Origin of the sequence: Streptomyces sp. NPDC048415 (assembly GCF_040651675.1) — a bacterium.
In the GTDB taxonomy this organism is placed as follows: domain Bacteria; phylum Actinomycetota; class Actinomycetes; order Streptomycetales; family Streptomycetaceae; genus Streptomyces.
Map to the genome: position 1 here is coordinate 14,523 of NZ_JBEZKJ010000050.1, position 15,878 is coordinate 30,400.

The 15,878-nt window shown below is 70.0% G+C and carries 12 protein-coding genes and 4 pseudogenes; 8 read left to right on the forward strand and 8 right to left on the reverse strand.

The window, feature by feature from the left end:
* Positions 1–21 precede the first annotated feature (21 nt).
* The 3 genes from AB0D27_RS27885 (at position 22) to AB0D27_RS27895 (ending at position 2,491) form a co-directional block, all read left to right on the forward strand.
* A complete protein-coding gene (locus AB0D27_RS27885; RefSeq protein ID WP_362514228.1) occupies positions 22–540 on the forward strand; it encodes a hypothetical protein in 519 nt (172 codons plus the stop codon).
* 142 nt (positions 541–682) lie between these two features.
* Positions 683–1,309 (forward strand): class F sortase, encoded by a 627-nt coding sequence (locus tag AB0D27_RS27890; RefSeq protein WP_362514231.1) that lies wholly within the window; start codon positions 683–685, stop codon positions 1,307–1,309.
* 129 nt (positions 1,310–1,438) lie between these two features.
* Positions 1,439–2,491: a S1C family serine protease gene (locus AB0D27_RS27895; protein ID WP_362514234.1), complete on the forward strand. Its 1,053-nt coding sequence runs from the start codon at positions 1,439–1,441 to the stop codon at positions 2,489–2,491.
* 18 nt (positions 2,492–2,509) lie between these two features.
* Here AB0D27_RS27895 and AB0D27_RS27900 read toward each other — a convergent pair whose 3' ends face one another.
* The 3 genes and pseudogenes from AB0D27_RS27900 to AB0D27_RS27910 form a co-directional block, all read right to left on the reverse strand.
* A complete protein-coding gene (locus AB0D27_RS27900; protein ID WP_362514237.1) occupies positions 2,510–3,292 on the reverse strand; it encodes a TSUP family transporter in 783 nt (260 codons plus the stop codon).
* 71 nt (positions 3,293–3,363) lie between these two features.
* Positions 3,364–3,618: pseudogene (locus tag AB0D27_RS27905) on the reverse strand (helix-turn-helix transcriptional regulator); the annotation flags it as partial.
* Complete coding sequence (locus AB0D27_RS27910) at positions 3,531–3,944, reverse strand: hypothetical protein (RefSeq protein ID WP_362514343.1); 414 nt, start codon at positions 3,942–3,944, stop codon at positions 3,531–3,533. The gene AB0D27_RS27910 and the pseudogene AB0D27_RS27905, both read right to left, overlap by 88 nt.
* A gap of 246 nt (positions 3,945–4,190) precedes the next feature.
* Here AB0D27_RS27910 and AB0D27_RS27915 point away from each other — a divergent pair, with 246 nt between their 5' ends.
* The 4 genes and pseudogenes from AB0D27_RS27915 to AB0D27_RS27930 form a co-directional block, all read left to right on the forward strand.
* A complete protein-coding gene (locus AB0D27_RS27915; RefSeq protein WP_362514240.1) occupies positions 4,191–5,435 on the forward strand; it encodes an FAD-dependent oxidoreductase in 1,245 nt (414 codons plus the stop codon).
* Positions 5,435–8,029 (forward strand): nitrite reductase large subunit NirB, encoded by a 2,595-nt coding sequence (gene nirB / locus AB0D27_RS27920; RefSeq protein WP_362514243.1) that lies wholly within the window; start codon positions 5,435–5,437, stop codon positions 8,027–8,029. Before AB0D27_RS27915 ends, nirB begins: the two co-directional genes overlap by 1 nt.
* The gene (nirD, locus tag AB0D27_RS27925; RefSeq protein WP_362514246.1) at positions 8,026–8,376 is read left to right on the forward strand and encodes a nitrite reductase small subunit NirD; all 351 of its coding nucleotides are present in this window, start codon (positions 8,026–8,028) and stop codon (positions 8,374–8,376) included. Before nirB ends, nirD begins: the two co-directional genes overlap by 4 nt.
* Positions 8,373–8,643: pseudogene (locus tag AB0D27_RS27930) on the forward strand (SDR family oxidoreductase); the annotation flags it as partial. The gene nirD and the pseudogene AB0D27_RS27930, both read left to right, overlap by 4 nt.
* A 22-nt stretch (positions 8,644–8,665) precedes the next feature.
* On the opposite strand, the pseudogene AB0D27_RS27935 reads toward AB0D27_RS27930, so the two are convergent.
* The 3 genes and pseudogenes from AB0D27_RS27935 to AB0D27_RS27945 form a co-directional block, all read right to left on the reverse strand.
* Positions 8,666–9,269: pseudogene (locus tag AB0D27_RS27935) on the reverse strand (carbohydrate ABC transporter permease); the annotation flags it as partial.
* A 1-nt stretch (position 9,270) separates the two neighbouring features.
* Positions 9,271–9,759 (reverse strand): annotated as a pseudogene (locus tag AB0D27_RS27940) (extracellular solute-binding protein); the annotation flags it as partial.
* Between the two features lie 113 nt (positions 9,760–9,872).
* On the reverse strand, positions 9,873–10,802 hold the full coding sequence (locus AB0D27_RS27945) for an oxidoreductase (protein ID WP_362514249.1): 930 nt from the start codon (positions 10,800–10,802) through the stop codon (positions 9,873–9,875).
* 127 nt (positions 10,803–10,929) lie between these two features.
* Here AB0D27_RS27945 and AB0D27_RS27950 point away from each other — a divergent pair, with 127 nt between their 5' ends.
* Positions 10,930–11,055, forward strand: a complete 126-nt coding sequence (locus AB0D27_RS27950) for a hypothetical protein (protein WP_362514252.1) — start codon at positions 10,930–10,932, stop codon at positions 11,053–11,055.
* A gap of 157 nt (positions 11,056–11,212) precedes the next feature.
* Here the strand turns inward: AB0D27_RS27950 and ppdK are convergent, their stop codons facing one another.
* The gene (ppdK, locus tag AB0D27_RS27955; RefSeq protein ID WP_362514329.1) at positions 11,213–13,906 is read right to left on the reverse strand and encodes a pyruvate, phosphate dikinase; all 2,694 of its coding nucleotides are present in this window, start codon (positions 13,904–13,906) and stop codon (positions 11,213–11,215) included.
* Positions 13,907–14,476: 570 nt separating this feature from the next.
* Positions 14,477–15,700, reverse strand: a complete 1,224-nt coding sequence (locus tag AB0D27_RS27960; RefSeq protein ID WP_362514255.1) for an ROK family protein — start codon at positions 15,698–15,700, stop codon at positions 14,477–14,479.
* Positions 15,701–15,878: the final 178 nt, after the last annotated feature.

Sequence of the window (15,878 nt, forward strand, 5' to 3'; positions counted from 1 at the left end):
CCCCTCGGAGGAGCAAGCACGATGCGACGTACCGCCCGGATGCTGACCGGTACCGCGCTCGCCGTAGCCACCGCGGGCCTCGCCACCGCGCCCGCGTACGGCGGAAGCACCTCGAGCCTGGAGGTGTTCCCGTCCACCGTCGTCCCGGGCGCCGGTGTCACCGTCAACACGGCGGCATGCGGTGCCGAAGGCTCGGCGTTGGGTGACGCCAGCGCGGTCGGCGCGGGCACCTTCACGCTGGCGCCCAGCGCGCACGAGCACGACGCGATCGGTCAGTTCCGGGTGCCGCCGAGCGCGCAGCCGGGCACGTACGAGATCGTCGCGAAGTGCTCGGGCGGCCGGCAGGTCACCGGCGATCTGATCGTGAACCTGACGTCCACGCGCGAACAGGTCCAGCCGCGTGGGCGTGTGAACACCGGGGTCGGCGGCGCACTCGGCCCCGATCCCGTGCGGACCGCGGCGGGAGTGGCGGCTCTGGCCGTCGCCGCCGCGGGCGGTACCTGGCTCCTGCATCGCCGGGCGAGAGGCGACGGGATCTGACGGACACCCTCCGCTGTCCGTCCCGGTACCGCCGTCCCCTCCCCCTCCTCGGCCCGATGCCCCTCGCGGCCCGGAGGGGGACGGGGACCCATCCGATCCGACACCACCAGCGCCCCGGAAAGGACCCAGAGAGGAGGCTCGTGTGCACCGGGTCAGCAACGTCGCCATAGCGTCCATCACCGTGGTCGCCCTCTGCTCCGGTGCCTGGCTGCTGCACAGCGGCTCCGAGACGCACGCACCGCCCCAGCCGTCCGCCGCCCAGGCCGCGTCACCCGGCACGCGCGACCGGCAGTCCGCCCCCTCGCTGCCGCACTCCCCGCCCGATCGCATCCGCATCCCGTCGATCCGTGTGGACGCCCCCCTGATGGGCCTCGGCCTCACCCCGCAGGGCAGCCTGGACGTGCCGCCCGCCGCGAAGAAGAACCTCGCCGGCTGGTACGAGGCCGGCACCACCCCCGGTGAGCGGGGCACCGCCGTCGTCGCCGGGCACGTCGACAACGCCGACGGCCCCGCCGTCTTCTACGACCTGGGCGCCCTCAAGAAGGGCAGCACCATCGAGGTCGCGCGCCGCGACGGCAGCACCGCGGTCTTCACCGTCGACGCCGTCGAGGTGTACGAGGCCCGCGACTTCCCCGACGACAAGGTGTACGGCGCCGCCCACCGGCCGGAGCTGCGCGTCATCACCTGCGGCGGCGGTTACTCGAGGACGACGGGATACCAGGGCAACGTGGTCGTCTTCGCCCATCTGACGGGGAGCCGTACCGCGTGACCAGCGGGCCTCCCTCGACGCGACAGGCCTTTGCCGCGGCATTAGCCTGGAAAGGGCAGATCTTTTACTCGGCTTGAGTGTTGACCCTGCGCCGGGAGCTGGGAGGCCCTGATGCGGCCGATAGCGAGAATGGTCGTCACCGCCACGTCAGCCATCGCCTTGGCCGGCGGACTCACGACGACTTCGGCACGAGCGGACGATTCGCCGGACAAGATCTTCGAAAATGTGGCGCCCGCGACCGTGCAAGTACTGGCTGCCAATGAGGCCAACGGTACGGGAGTCATCTTCGACGCCGACCAAGGCCTGATTCTGACCAACGACCATGTGGTCGCCGGTCAGACTTCTCTCCAAGTCCGCATGGGGGACGGGGCCGCCGTTCCTGTGCGACTGGTGGCCAGTGATCCGTGCGAGGATCTGGCGGTCATGAAACTGGCGACGCCGCAAAAGGACCTGAAGCAGGTGACGTTCGGCGACAGTCGCGACCTCAAACAGGGGGACCAAGTGACGACGATCGGCTACCCGTTGGCCGCCGGCGACATCAGTCATGAGAAGGCCGTCCTCACCAGCGGTGTGGTCCAGTCACCCGACGTCGCTCTGACGAACCAGGTCAGTATGCCCAACCTGCCGTCCGCCGTTCAGCATTCGGCAACGCTCAACGGGGGCAATTCCGGGGGCCCGCTGCTCAACGGCAAGTCGGAGCTCGTGGGAATCAACACTTACAGCCTCACGGGCACCGAGGGCCAGTACTACTCCATCACCAGCGACCACGCCCAACCCCTTCTCCAGGGGCTGGCCGCCGGAAAGAGCAGGAACAACCCCGGATGGCAGGGACTGATCGCGCTCAGCGACCCCGATTTCTCCTCCTACTTCCCTGAGGAACAAAAGGCCGATGCCGAGGCACTTCAGAAACGCCTCGCCGCCAAGGACATCGACGGTCTCTTCGTGTCGAGCGTGGACAGCAACTCACCGGCCAGTGCGGGAAACTTTGAGGCCGGTGACATCATCACCCAGCTCAAGAACACTCCGGTGACAACCGTCCCGCAGGTGTGCGACATCCTCGAGTCGTCCGCACCGGGTGAGAAGCTCCACGTCAACGGAGCATTTACGAGCAGTGGGAAGGACCAGAACGGGACGTCCTACAAGTTCGGCGACATCTGGGAAGCCGACGTCACGCTGAAGTAGTGACCCCGCGCCACCGCACTACGCGACCCACTGCTGATACGCCAGGTTGGCCACCAGGGCGAACACCACCGTCAGCAGCACGACCCGCACGAACCCACTGCCCTTCTTGAGCGCGGTGTGCGCCCCGGCCATCCCGCCGACCAGGTTGAAGGCGGCCATCAGGGCGGCCAGTTGCCAGTGGACCGTGCCCTTCCAGGCGAAGGTCGCGAGGGCGCCCGCGTTGGTGCAGCAGTTGACGATCTTGGCAGTGGCGGAGGCGGTCACCAGGTCGAGGTGGAGGAGCGCGCTGAGGGCGAGGACGAGGAACGTACCCGTGCCGGGGCCGATGAGTCCGTCGTAGAAGCCGATGCCGAGGCCCGCGAGCCCGATCGCGGCGAGGACGCGGCGCGGGGAGACGGGGGCGGTGGACGGCGCCGTACCGAAGGCCGGTCTGAGGATCACGAAGGTTCCGACCGCGAGCAGCACCACCATGACAACCGGCTTCAGCACCTCGGTGCTCAGCCCGGCGGCGACGAACGCCCCGGCGGTCGAACCGGCCAGCGCCGCGAGCCCGATCCGTGCGGCCAGGCGCACGTCGACGGGCGCCTTGCGCGCGTACGTGACCGCGGCGCCCGTCGTGCCGACGATCGCCACCGCCTTGTTCGTGCCGAGCGCGTACGCGGCCGGAGTGCCGCTCGGCAGTCCGAGCAGCAGTGCGGGGAGCAGGAGGAGGCCGCCGCCGCCCACCACGGCGTCGATCCAGCCGGCCGCCAGGGAGGCGAGGCAGAGGACGACGACCATGGTCAGCGATATGTCGGGCATGATCGCGACCCTATGGAGGGGGTAGATGTGCCGTCCATGGATCTCGGTGAACCTTGAGGGACTTCTGAGGTTCAGCTCACCGAGTCCAGGTAGCGCAGGACCGCCAGTACCCGCCGGTGACCGGTGTCCGAGGGGGGCAGGTCGAGCTTCATGAAGATGTTGGCGATGTGTTTCTCGACGGCCCGTTCGGAGACGGTGAAGGCGTCGGCGATCGCCTGGTTGGTGCGGCCCTCGGCCATCAGCGCGAGCACCTCGCGCTCGCGGGGCGTGAGCGAGTCGAGGGCGCCGGCGCGGCGGCTCGCGCCGAAGAGCTGCGCGACGACCTCGGCGATGACGCCAGCACCAGGAGGTTGAGGGGGGTCGCGAGGAGCGCGTGGGCCAGGCTCCGGAGGTACCCCGCGTGCTCCGGCCCCCGGCAGGACCCGGACGGCTCCGCGCCGAGGAAGCGGCGTACGAGCGTCCGCTGCCAACGCCCCGTCGGAGCGTCCACCAGGGCCAGTGGGACACACATCATCCCCACCGGGAAGGCCAGCAGCGCGTACCCGACCCGGCGCCAGGTGTCCGCCCTGAACGGTTCACGGACGAACCGCCACACGCGTACGGCGGTGTCGTCGCGGACGGGTGGCGGCGGGAGTTTCTGGACGGTGGCCACGATGTTTCCCCCTGGCGTGCAGTGGTGGAACCGGTGGAACCCGGCACCTCAAGGCTTCCGTGCCGACGGGCCGCGATCGATCGTGCCCGCACGGAGAGCGGGGGTTCGGTCAGCCCCACCTCACACCCGCCCACCAGCGCGTGTGCCGAACCCTCACAACTGGACCGCGCTCCCGCTGAGGGCAGCGTTCCTCCCGGGAAACAGCCGTGATGCGACCGGGTAACACCGGCAACGCACGGTGTGGTCATGACCTCGAATACGCGTGTGGTGGTGATCGGCGCCGGGCTCGCGGGCGCCCGGCTCGCCCGGCGGCTCGAAGAGCTCGGTGCGACCGGCGACTCCGCCGGCCCCGCCGTGTCCGTCACGCTCGTCGGCGAGGAGGACCACGCCCCGTACAACCGCGTCCTGCTCGCCGAGGTCCTGGCCGGGCGGTACGCCCCCGAGGTGATCGCCCTCCCGGCGCCGGGCCGGCTGACCCGCGCCCGGGTCACCGGCATCGACCGCGCCACGCGCACCCTGCGCTGCGCGGACGGCTCGGTGATCGCATACGACACGCTGGTCCTCGCGACGGGCTCGAACCCCGTACTGCCGCCCTTGCGCGGCCTGTTCACCCCCGACCACGAACTCCCGGAAGGCGTCCACGCGTTCCGCACGATGGACGACTGCCTGGGCCTGTCGAAGGCCCTACGGCCCGGCGCCCGTGCCGTCGTGATCGGCGGCGGCCTCCTCGGCGTCTCGGCCGCCCGGGCGCTCGCCGTGCGAGGCGCCCAGGTGGTGCTGGCCCAGCAGTCCGAGCGGCTCATGGAGCGCCAGCTCGACCCTGCCGCCTCCCGTCTGGTCCACCGGCACCTCACGGACCTGGGGGTCGAGGTGCACACCGAGTGCCGGGTACGTGACGTGCGCTGCGTCGGCGGCGCGGTCCGCTCGGTGGAGATGGCCGACGGGTACGCCCTCGACGCCGACCTCGTCGTCCTCGCCTGCGGCGTCCACCCCCGGGTGGGTCTCGCACAGGAGGCGGGACTCGCCGTCCACAAGGGCGTCCTCGTCGACGACGAACTGCGTACGTCCGACCCGCACATCCGGGCGATCGGCGACTGCGCCCAACACGAGGGCACGCTCTACGGCTTGGCCACACCGGCACTGGAACAGGCGGAGGTGCTAGCCGAGTTGATCGCGGGCGACGTGAACGCCCGCTACACCGGCACCCGTTCCCTGACCCGCCTCACCCTCTCCGGCGGCCTGGCCCCCTTCGACCTCGCCGCGTTCGGCGAACCCGACCCGCGCCCCGGCGACGACGTCATCCAGCTCGCCGACGCCACCCGCGGCACCTACCGCAGGGTCGTCGTCCGTGACGACCGCCTGGTCGGTGGCGTACTCGTCGGCGAACTCGGCACGGTCGGCGCCCTCGCCCGCGCCTGGGAGGGAGCAGAGCCGCTCCCCGCCGACGGCGCCCCCCTGCTCCACCTGCTCACCAACGACGGAGGCTCCTGATGACCGCCACCCTGGGGGGCACCCCCACGATCGTGCTCGTCGGCCATGGCATGGTCGGCCAGCGCTTCCTCGAAGCGCTCGCCGAGCGCGGCCTGACCGCCACGCACCGCGTGGTCGTGCTGTGCGAGGAGCCCCGCCCGGCATACGACCGGGTCCAGCTCACCTCGTACTTCTCGGGCCGCACTCCGGAGGAACTCTCGCTCAGCGATGAGGAGTTCATCAAGGAGCACGGGATCGAGCTGCACCTCGGCGACCCGGCCGAGACCATCGACCGGGACGCCCGCACGGTGACGGCCCGCTCGGGCCTGCTGGTCGCGTACGACACCCTCGTCCTCGCCACCGGTTCCTACCCCTTCGTCCCGCCGGTCCCCGGCAAGGACGCCGAGGGCTGCTTCGTCTACCGCACGATCGAGGACCTGCTCGCCATCGAGACGTACGCGAAGTCGCGGGCGACGACCGGCGCGGTGGTCGGCGGCGGTCTGCTCGGGCTGGAAGCCGCGGGCGCGCTGAAGGGGCTCGGACTGACCACGCACATCGTGGAGTTCGCGCCGCGACTGATGCCCGTGCAGGTCGACGAGGGCGGTGGCGCCGCGCTGCTGCGCACCATCGAGGACATGGGCCTGAGCGTGCACACCGGCACGGGCACGCAGGAGATCGTCACCGGCGACGACGGTGCCGTGAGCGGCATGAAGCTGTCCGACGGCTCCGAACTCGCCACGGATCTGGTGGTGTTCTCGGCAGGCGTGCGCCCCCGCGACCAGCTCGCCCGGGACACCGGGCTCGGCGTCGGCGAGCGCGGCGGCATCACGGTCGACGAGCAGTGCCGCACCTCCGATCCGCATGTCTTCGCGATCGGCGAGTGCGCGCTCGCCTCGGACGGCCGCGTGTACGGTCTGGTCGCGCCCGGTTACGAGATGGCCGAGACGGCCGCCGCGACGATCGCCGCGGACGAGGCGAGCTTCACGGGCGCGGACCTCTCCACCAAGCTCAAGCTCCTCGGCGTGGACGTCGCGTCCTTCGGGGACGCGCACGGGGTGAGCGCCGACTGCCTCGACGTCGTCTACGCCGACTCGCGCTCGGGCACGTACAAGAAGCTGGTCATCGGCCGCGACGGCGAGCTGCTCGGCGGCATCCTGATCGGTGACGCGGACGCGTACGGCACCCTGCGCGCCCTGACCGGTTCGGTGCCGCCGATCGCCCCCGAGCAGCTGGTGCTCCCGGCCGGTGCGGGCGCCCCGGTCGCCCTCGGGCCCTCCGCGCTCCCCGACTCCGCCGTCATCTGCTCCTGCCACAACGTCACCAAGGGCACGATCCGCGGCGCGGTCACCGAGCACTCCTGCGGCACGGTGCCGGAGGTCAAGAAGTGCACCAAGGCCGGTACCGGCTGCGGCAGTTGCCTCAAGGTGCTCGGCCAGCTCATCAACGACGAGCTCGAGGCGAGCGGCGTCGAGGTCGACCACGGCCTGTGCGGCTGCTTCGGACAGACCCGCGAGGAGCTGTACGAGATCGTCCTCGCCCTGCGGATCACCTCCTACCAGCAGCTCCTGGACCGTTACGGCCGTGAGGGCGCCCGGGGCGGCGACGGCTGCGAGGTCTGCAAGCCGGCCGTCGGCTCCATCATCGCCTCGCTCGCCCCGACGATCGGCGCCGACGGCTATGTCCTGGACGGAGAGCAGGCCGCGCTCCAGGACACCAACGACCACTTCCTCGCCAACCTCCAGAAGAACGGCTCGTACTCGATCGTCCCGCGCATCCCCGGCGGCGAGATCACCCCCGAGAAGCTGATCGTGATCGGCGAGGTGGCACGGGACTTCGGTCTCTACACGAAGATCACCGGCGGCCAGCGCATCGACCTGTTCGGCGCGCGGGTGGAGCAACTCCCGCTGATCTGGGCGCGGTTGGTGGACGCGGGCTTCGAGTCCGGGCACGCGTACGGAAAGGCCCTGCGCACCGTCAAGTCCTGCGTGGGCCAGACCTGGTGCCGCTACGGCGTCCAGGACTCGGTCCGCATGGCCATCGACCTGGAGCTGCGCTACCGCGGGCTCAGGTCCCCGCACAAGCTGAAGTCGGCGGTCTCCGGCTGCGCCCGCGAGTGCGCCGAGGCCCAGTCCAAGGACTTCGGCGTGATCGCCACCGCCGGCGGCTGGAACCTGTACGTCGGCGGCAACGGCGGCGCGACCCCGCGCCACGCCGACCTGCTGGACCAGGACCTGTCCGACGCCGAACTCGTCCGCCTCATCGACCGGTTCCTGATGTTCTACATCCGTACCGCGGACCGCCTGGAGCGCACCTCCACCTGGCTGGAGCGGATCGACGGCGGCCTGGACCACGTACGCGATGTGGTCGTGCACGACTCCCTCGGCATCTGCGAGGAGCTGGAGTCGCTGATGCGGGCGCACGTGGCGAACTACCGCGACGAGTGGGCCGAGACCATCAACGACCCCGAGAAGCTGGCCCGGTTCGTGTCCTTCGTGAACGCCCCGGACACCCCCGACCCGGTCGTCGGCTTCGTCCCCGAGCGCGACCAGATCAAGCCCGACCTGCCGCTGCTGACCATCGGACACCGCCCCCTGGAAGGAAGCGCCCAGCGATGACCCTGGCACCCGAGACGACGGCCCTGAAGCTCCAACTCCGCATGGAAGACGGCTGGTTCACGGTCTGTGACCTCTCCCAGCTCACCCCGGGCCGCGGAGTCGCCGCGCTGCTGCCCGACGGCCACCAGGTCGCGCTGTTCGCCGACCGCGCGGGACGGACGTACGCCATCGACAACCGCGACCCGTTCAGCGGGGCGGCGGTGCTCTCCCGCGGGCTCACCGGCACCCACCAGGGCCGCCCGTTCGTCGCCTCGCCGCTTCTCAAGCAGCGGTTCGACCTGGAGTCGGGGCGGTGTCTGGACGACGAGGCGGTGGGTGTGGCGGTGTACGACGTACGTACCGTCTGAACCCCGTCAGCCGTGGCGCGGCCCTGGATCACATCCGCGACGGTGTCCGCGTCAACGTGGTCAGCCCCGGCGCCACCGACACCCCTATGTCACTGCGCCCCGGCGAGACAGCGGCCGAGCGCACCGACCGCGTGAAGGCCTCCCTCCCGCTCGGCCGGATTTCGGCCACCCGGGAGGTCGCGGCGGCCGTCCTCTACCTGGCCTCCGATGACGCGGGCGTCGCTCGTCGGCACGGACCTGGTGGTCGACAGCGGCGGCTCCCTGTGAGCCGTACCGCCCAGGACAGGTCCTAGTCGATGCCGGACCGCTCCACCCCTGCCACGATCCACCGCTGGAAGCACAGGAACACGATCAGCAACGGCAGGATCGACACGGCCGCGGCGATGAACAGCTCGTGCAGCCTGATGACTTGGGACGTCGTGAACGACGACAGCGCGACCTGCACCGTCCACGCGTCCCGGTCCTGCCCGATCACCAGCGGCCACAGGAAGGAGTTCCACGCGCCGATGAACACGATCGTACCGACGGCCGCGAACACGGGCCGGGAGTTCGGCACGACGATGCGCCAGTACGTCCGCCAGTAGCCGAGCCCGTCGACCTGGGCCGCGTCCTCCAACTCCCGTGGAAATCCGAGGAAGTACTGCCGGAAGACGAAGCAGGCGAAGGCGGAGAAGAGGGTGGGGACGATCAGCCCGCGCAGTGTCGAGATCCAGCCCAGCGACGACACGAGCACGAAGCTCGGTACAGGTGACGGCGGCGGGGACGACCATCAGGGTGCCGAGAATGGCGTAGAAGACCTTGTTGGCGTGTCGGTAGGGGATGCGGGCGAGGCCGTACCCGGCGAGCGAGGCGAGGATCACCGTACCGACGGTCGTGGCGACGGCGATGAGCGCGTGTAGTGGGCGGCTCCACCCCCGCATCGCTCAACAGGCTCTTGCGGTAGTACAGCAACTGCATGTCGATGACCTGCGGGATGCCCCAGATCTTCCCGTCGTACGTCTTCGGGGTGAGCACCGCCGGGTTGAAGTCGTCCTTGACGCCGTCGAGCAGGTCGGTGAGATCGACGACCTGGCCGCCCTGGATCTGGTCGAGGTTGGGGCCGCCCTCGAAGACGTCCGGGCCTGAGTCGGTGAGCAGGGCGGCGGCGGTCTGCTGGTCGTAGTTGCCGGGCCGCCACTGCACGCTGACGTTCGCCTTCTTGTAGGCGGCGGCGTACCGCTTCACGGCCCGCTCGGTGCCCGTCTCGCCGTACTGGTGGTACCACTGCGACAGCCTCGGCCCCGAGCCGCCGCCGTCGTCGTCCCGCCCGGTGTTGGACCCGCAGGCGGTGAGCAGTCCTAGGCCCGCCCCCGTGGCGAGCAGTGCCCTGCGGCTGATGGTCATGAGGTGCCCCCTGACGTTCGTTCGTCGTCGATGCACGGCCCAACGATCAACCATGCAGGTCGATTACGAAGGCGCCGTTGCGGCAACGTGTCGGGGTGAGGGGGGCGCGGGTGTCACGCCTTGAGCGCGTCGTACGTGATGCCGGTCAGCTGCTCCGACGCACTCCAAAGCCGTTCCCCCGCCGCGTCGTTGAGCGTCCACCCCGCCCGCCAGGACGTGGCCGGCGCCCCGCGCCACATCGCGAACGAGGGCCCGGTGAACGAGTCGGGCCGGACGCCGGGCGCGGTGGCGGCGTACAGCGTGGGCAGCGCACCGGACTCAGCGCTCTGCGCGAAGACCCGATTGCCGACCCCCATGAACCACTCGGCGCCCTTGCGCCCCTCCAGCCTGGGCCCGGCGGACTGGAGGTTGGTGGAGGCGTACCCGGGATGAGCGGCGGCCGCGACGACATCGGAGCCGACGGCTCCCAGTCGCCGCGCCAGCTCATGGATGAAAAGAAGGTTGGCAGTCTTGGACCGCGCATAGGCGATCCACTTCTTGTACTCGTGACGCTCGCTGTTGAGGTCGTCGATGTCGAGGTTGGCGAGCGCGTGGACGATGCTCGACACGGTCACGACCCGGGCGCCCGGGGTCGCGGTGATCGTCGGGAGCAGCAGCCCGGTGAGGGCGAAGTGTCCGAGGTGGTTGACGCCGAACTGGGTCTCGAACCCGTCGGCGGTGCGGGCGAGGGGCAGCGCCATGACGCCGGCGTTGTTGACGAGGAGGTCGAGCCGGTCGTACGCATAGGTGTCCGCGAACTCCCGTACGGAGTCCAGCGCCCCGAGGTCGAGCCGCGCGAACTCCACCTCGGCCCCCGGCACTTCGGCCACGAGCCGGTCCCCGGCCTCGGCGCCCCGCGCCTCACTGCGACAGGCCAGCACGACACGGGCGCCCTTGCGGGCCAGCTCCCGTGCGGTCACGTATCCGAGACCGCTGTTGGCGCCGGTGACGACGGCGATACGCCCCCGCTGATCGGGGATGTCGCTCACTTTCCAGCTCACCATGACGGATCCCTCTCCGTTTCCCACACGACCAAGTGACCCGACCAAGGTACGCCGAGCCTCGCGGCGGCCAGGCGAGCGCGCTGCGAGACCCGCGGCCGCGGGCCCGATGAGATGTACCGTCAACCGCATGCTCGACGGCGACGCCCCCGAAGACTGGCTCATCGAAGCCTGGAAGAACTGCCCCGTCACCGAACGCTACGTACGCGACCTCGCATACACCCGCGAGCCCGAGCCCGTCGACGAAGATCTCTGAGAACGACATGGCTCTGCGCCTCGGTGAAAAGCCCAAAGCCATGGGAGAGGGCGGCACCCCCCGCACAGGGGTGCCGCCCTCTCTCGGTGCGCCGAGACCGTTGCCGCGTCGGTGAGGGTCAGGATGACCGGCGACGGTCCCGGGGGCCGGGGAAGGGTCAGCGGTGGTCGCTGCCCTTGGACGTGGAGGCCGCGCGGCCCGCTTCGAGGCGGGCGACCGGAATCCGGAACGGTGAGCAGGAGACGTAGTCGAGGCCGACCTCGTGGAAGAAGTGGACCGACTCGGGGTCGCCGCCGTGCTCGCCGCAGACGCCGAGCTTCAGGTCGGGGCGGGTCTCGCGGCCGGCCTTCACGGCGGACTTCACGAGGGAGCCGACGCCGTCCTTGTCGATCGTCTCGAAGGGGCTGACGCCGAAGATGCCCTTCTCCAGGTAGGCCGTGAAGAAGGAGGCCTCCACGTCGTCACGGCTGAAGCCCCACACGGTCTGCGTGAGGTCGTTCGTGCCGAAGGAGAAGAACTCCGCCGCCTCCGCGATCTGGCCCGCCGTGAGTGCCGCCCGCGGCAGCTCGATCATCGTGCCGATGGCGAGCTTCAGGCGCACGCCCGTGGCCGCCTCGACCTCCGCGATGACCTGGTCGGCCTCGTCGCGGACGATCTCCAGCTCCTGGACGGTGCCGACGAGCGGGATCATGATCTCCGCGCGAGGGTCGCCCTTGGCGTTCTTGCGTTCCGCCGCCGCCTCCGCGATGGCGCGTACCTGCATGGTGAACAGGCCGGGGATGACGAGGCCGAGGCGCACACCGCGCAGGCCCAGCATCGGGTTCTGCTCGTGCAGGCGGTGCACCGCCTGGAGCAGGCGCAGGTCGTTCTCGTTGGAGTCCTTGCGGGACTCCGCCAGCGCCACTCGGACGGACAGCTCGGTGATGTCCGGCAGGAACTCGTGCAGCGGCGGGTCCAGGAGACGGACCGTCACGGGAAGGCCGTCCATCGCCTCGAAGAGCTCGACGAAGTCCTTCTTCTGGAGGGGCAGGAGCTCCTTCAGCGAGTCCTCGCGCTCCGCGTCCGTGTCCGCCAGGATCAGGCGCTCGACGAGCTCACGCCGGTCACCGAGGAACATGTGCTCGGTGCGGCACAGGCCGATGCCCTGGGCGCCGAAGCGGCGGGCCCGGAGGGCGTCTTCCGCGTTGTCGGCGTTGGCGCGGACACGAAGACGGCGCACCCGGTCCGCGTACGCCATGATCCGGTGTACGGCGGCGACCAGCTCGTCGGCGTCGTCGGCGCCCGCGTGCATCCGGCCCTCGAAGTACTCGACGACCGGCGACGGGACGACCGGGACCTCGCCCAGGTAGACCTTGCCCGTCGAGCCGTCGATCGAGACGACGTCGCCTTCCTCGACCACGACACCACCCGGGGCCGTCATGCGGCGGCGCTTGGTGTCGACTTCGAGCTCCTCGGCGCCGCACACACAGGTCTTGCCCATGCCTCGCGCGACCACGGCCGCGTGCGAGGTCTTGCCGCCGCGTGAGGTCAGGATGCCCTCGGCCGCGATCATGCCGTCGAGGTCGTCGGGGTTGGTCTCGCGGCGGATCAGGATGACCTTCTCGCCCGAACGCGACCACTTGATCGCGGTGTACGAGTCGAAGACCGCCTTGCCGACGGCGGCGCCCGGCGAGGCCGCGATGCCCCGGCCGATCTGCTCGACCTTCGCCTGGTCGTCGAAGCGCGGGAACATCAGCTGCGCGAGCTGGGCGCCGGTGACGCGCTGGAGCGCCTCCGCCTCGTCGATCAGGCCCTGGTCCACCAGCTGCGTGGCGATGCGGAAGGCCGCGCCCGCCGTGCGCTTGCCGACACGGGTCTGCAGCATCCACAGCTGACCGCGCTCGATGGTGAACTCGATGTCGCAGAGATCCTTGTAGTGGTTCTCCAGGGTCTCCATGATCTGCATCAGCTGGTCGTACGACTTCTTGTCGATCGTCTCCAGCTCGGCGAGCGGGACGGTGTTGCGGATGCCCGCCACCACGTCCTCGCCCTGCGCGTTCTGCAGGTAGTCGCCGTACACGCCCTGGTGGCCGCTGGCCGGGTCCCGGGTGAAGGCGACGCCCGTGCCGGAGTCGGGGCCCAGGTTGCCGAAGACCATGGAACAGATGTTGACGGCCGTGCCGAGGTCGTGCGGGATGCGCTCCTGGCGGCGGTACAGCTTGGCGCGGTCGCCGTTCCACGAGTCGAAGACCGCCTTGATGGCGAGGTCCATCTGCTCGCGCGGCTCCTGCGGGAAGTCGCGGCCGGCCTCGGTCTTGACGATCTTCTTGAACTTGGTGACCAGCTTCTTGAGGTCCGCGGCTTCAAGGTCCGTGTCCACGGTGACCTTCTTGGCCGTCTTCGCCGCCTCAAGCGCGTCCTCGAACAGCTCGCCGTCGACGCCGAGGACCGTCTTGCCGAACATCTGGATGAGACGGCGGTACGAGTCCCACGCGAAGCGGTCGTCGCCGGCCTGCTGGGCGAGGCCCTGTACCGACTTGTCGGAGAGGCCGATGTTCAGGACGGTGTCCATCATGCCCGGCATGGAGAATTTCGCACCGGAACGGACGGATACGAGCAGCGGGTCATCGGCCTGGCCGAGCTTCTTGCCCATCTTCGCCTCGAGGGCTTCGAGGTGCGCACTCACCTCGTCACGCAGTGCCGCCGGCTCCTCGCCACTGTCGAGGTACGTCTTGCACGCCTCGGTGGTGATCGTGAAACCCGGAGGGACGGGAAGGCCCAGGTTGGTCATCTCGGCGAGGTTCGCACCCTTGCCGCCGAGGAGGTCCTTGAGGTCCTTGTTGCCCTCGGTGAAGTCATAAACGAACTTCATGCCCTCGACGCCGCTCTCAGCTACGTGGGGATCTTTGTTTTCCGACACGAGTCTCGACTCCTCGACGTCGCGGTGGCTGCCCTGACGAGGGGGAACATACCCAGATCGAAGGCGCCTGGGTACGTCCACTTGCGCGTCATGCGCCTGTAACCACTCGTCCGCCAGCAGATCGAAAGTCAAGGCTTGGCAAGCCATTGGGAGGGGATGTTTTCACTTCTTGAACGAATCAACGCCCGTAGATCCGCGTACGCGCTCAGTTGAGCGGGGTACGACACGTCTGAGTTTAATCGATGAACGATCATGGGGTGGCACTCAGTGCCACTCCTTAGGGAAGTGCAGTCGCTCACGATCTGCTCATCTGAGCGCCAACCCTATCAAGGGTGGCGAGAATCACGCCGCTTGAGGCAGCGAAATTTCACCATGCGGACCACGATGCGGACACGACACGCGGATGTCACACCCGAAGGGGGACCTGTCGAACGCGGGCACTCGACAGACCCGGGCGCTCGTCAGCCCGCGCACTCGTCAGCCCCGGCCCGCCCCGCGCGCACTCGTCAGCCCGCGCACTCGTCACACCCCGAGCGCGGCCAGCCGCTCCTCGGCCCGCTCCGGGGCGTACAGGTACTCCACGACCAGCGCCCCGGCCCCCACCAGCCCGGCCCGCTCCCCGAGCCGCGAGGTCACCACGTCCAGATGAGCGGTGGAACGGGGCAGCGCCCGCTGATACAGCAGCTCGCGCACGCCTGTGAGGAAGGGAGTTCCGGCCAAATCCCCGGCGATCATCAGAACACCGGGGTTGAGCAGCGTCACCACGGTCGCCAGTACGTCCCCGACCTGCCGCCCCGCCTCCCGCGCGAGGGCCATCGCCTCCGGGTGCCCGGCGGTCAGCAGATCGCGCACATCTGAGCCGGAGGCGGCCGGAACCCCGGACTCGGCGAGCCGTCGCGCCACGGCGCCGCCGCTCGCGACGGCGGCCAGGCAGCCGTACGAACCGCACCGGCACAGCGCCTCGGCGCCCACCCGGATGTGCCCGATGTCGCCGGCGCCTCCGTCGACGCCCCGGTAGATGGTGCCGCCGACGACCATGCCGGCGCCGATACCGGTGGAGACCTTGACCAGGGCGAACGCCGAGCAGTCCGGGTATCCGGTGCGCTGTTCGCCGTACGCCATGAGGTTGGCGTCGTTGTCCACGAGGACCGGGATGTCCGGCCTGGCGGCGGCGTACTCGGCGAAGGCGCGGCCCAGGCGCCCCCTAATGTCGTAGCCGTCCCAGCCGGGCATGATCGGCGGCTGCACGACGCGGCCGGTGTCGCTGTCGACGGGGCCCGGCACCCCGAGCCCGATGCCGCACACCGCGCCGGCGGACCGGCCGGCCTTCACCAGCAGGTCCGCGAACCAGCGGCCGAGTTCGCCGAGGACCGTCTCCGGGCCCTCGTCGATCACCAGGACGCCGGTGTGCTCGGCCAGGATCTCGCCGGTCAGGGTGAGGAGGGCCGCGCGGCCGTGCCGGGTGTCGAGGTCGGCGGCGAGGACGACCGCGTGTTCGTCGTCGAACTCGAGGGTGATGGAGGGACGGCCGCCGAGGGGTGAGTCGACGGGGCCGCCCGCGCCCTCGCGCAGCCAGCCCGCGCGGAAGAGCCGGTCGAGACGCTGGCCGACCGTCGCCCGCGACAGGCCGGTGGCCTGCTGCAGCGCGCCGCGTGTCGTGGCCCGGCCGCTGCGCACGAGTTCGAGCAGATCTCCGGCGCTTGCCTGGTTCCCGGCCTTCACGGCTCTCCCTGCCCTTCCCGTCATGCGCACCCCCTTGCGTTACTCAACTCTGCATTACATATTGAGTTTTGCGTGTTAAATAGACGTAACCCTACGGTAGCTACTGCCGAACTGGTCGGCCGGACGTCTTCGGGGAGACCTGAGTGGACAGCACAACCCAGCTCACCGCCCTGCGCACGGGCATCACCAACCCCGTGCGCAC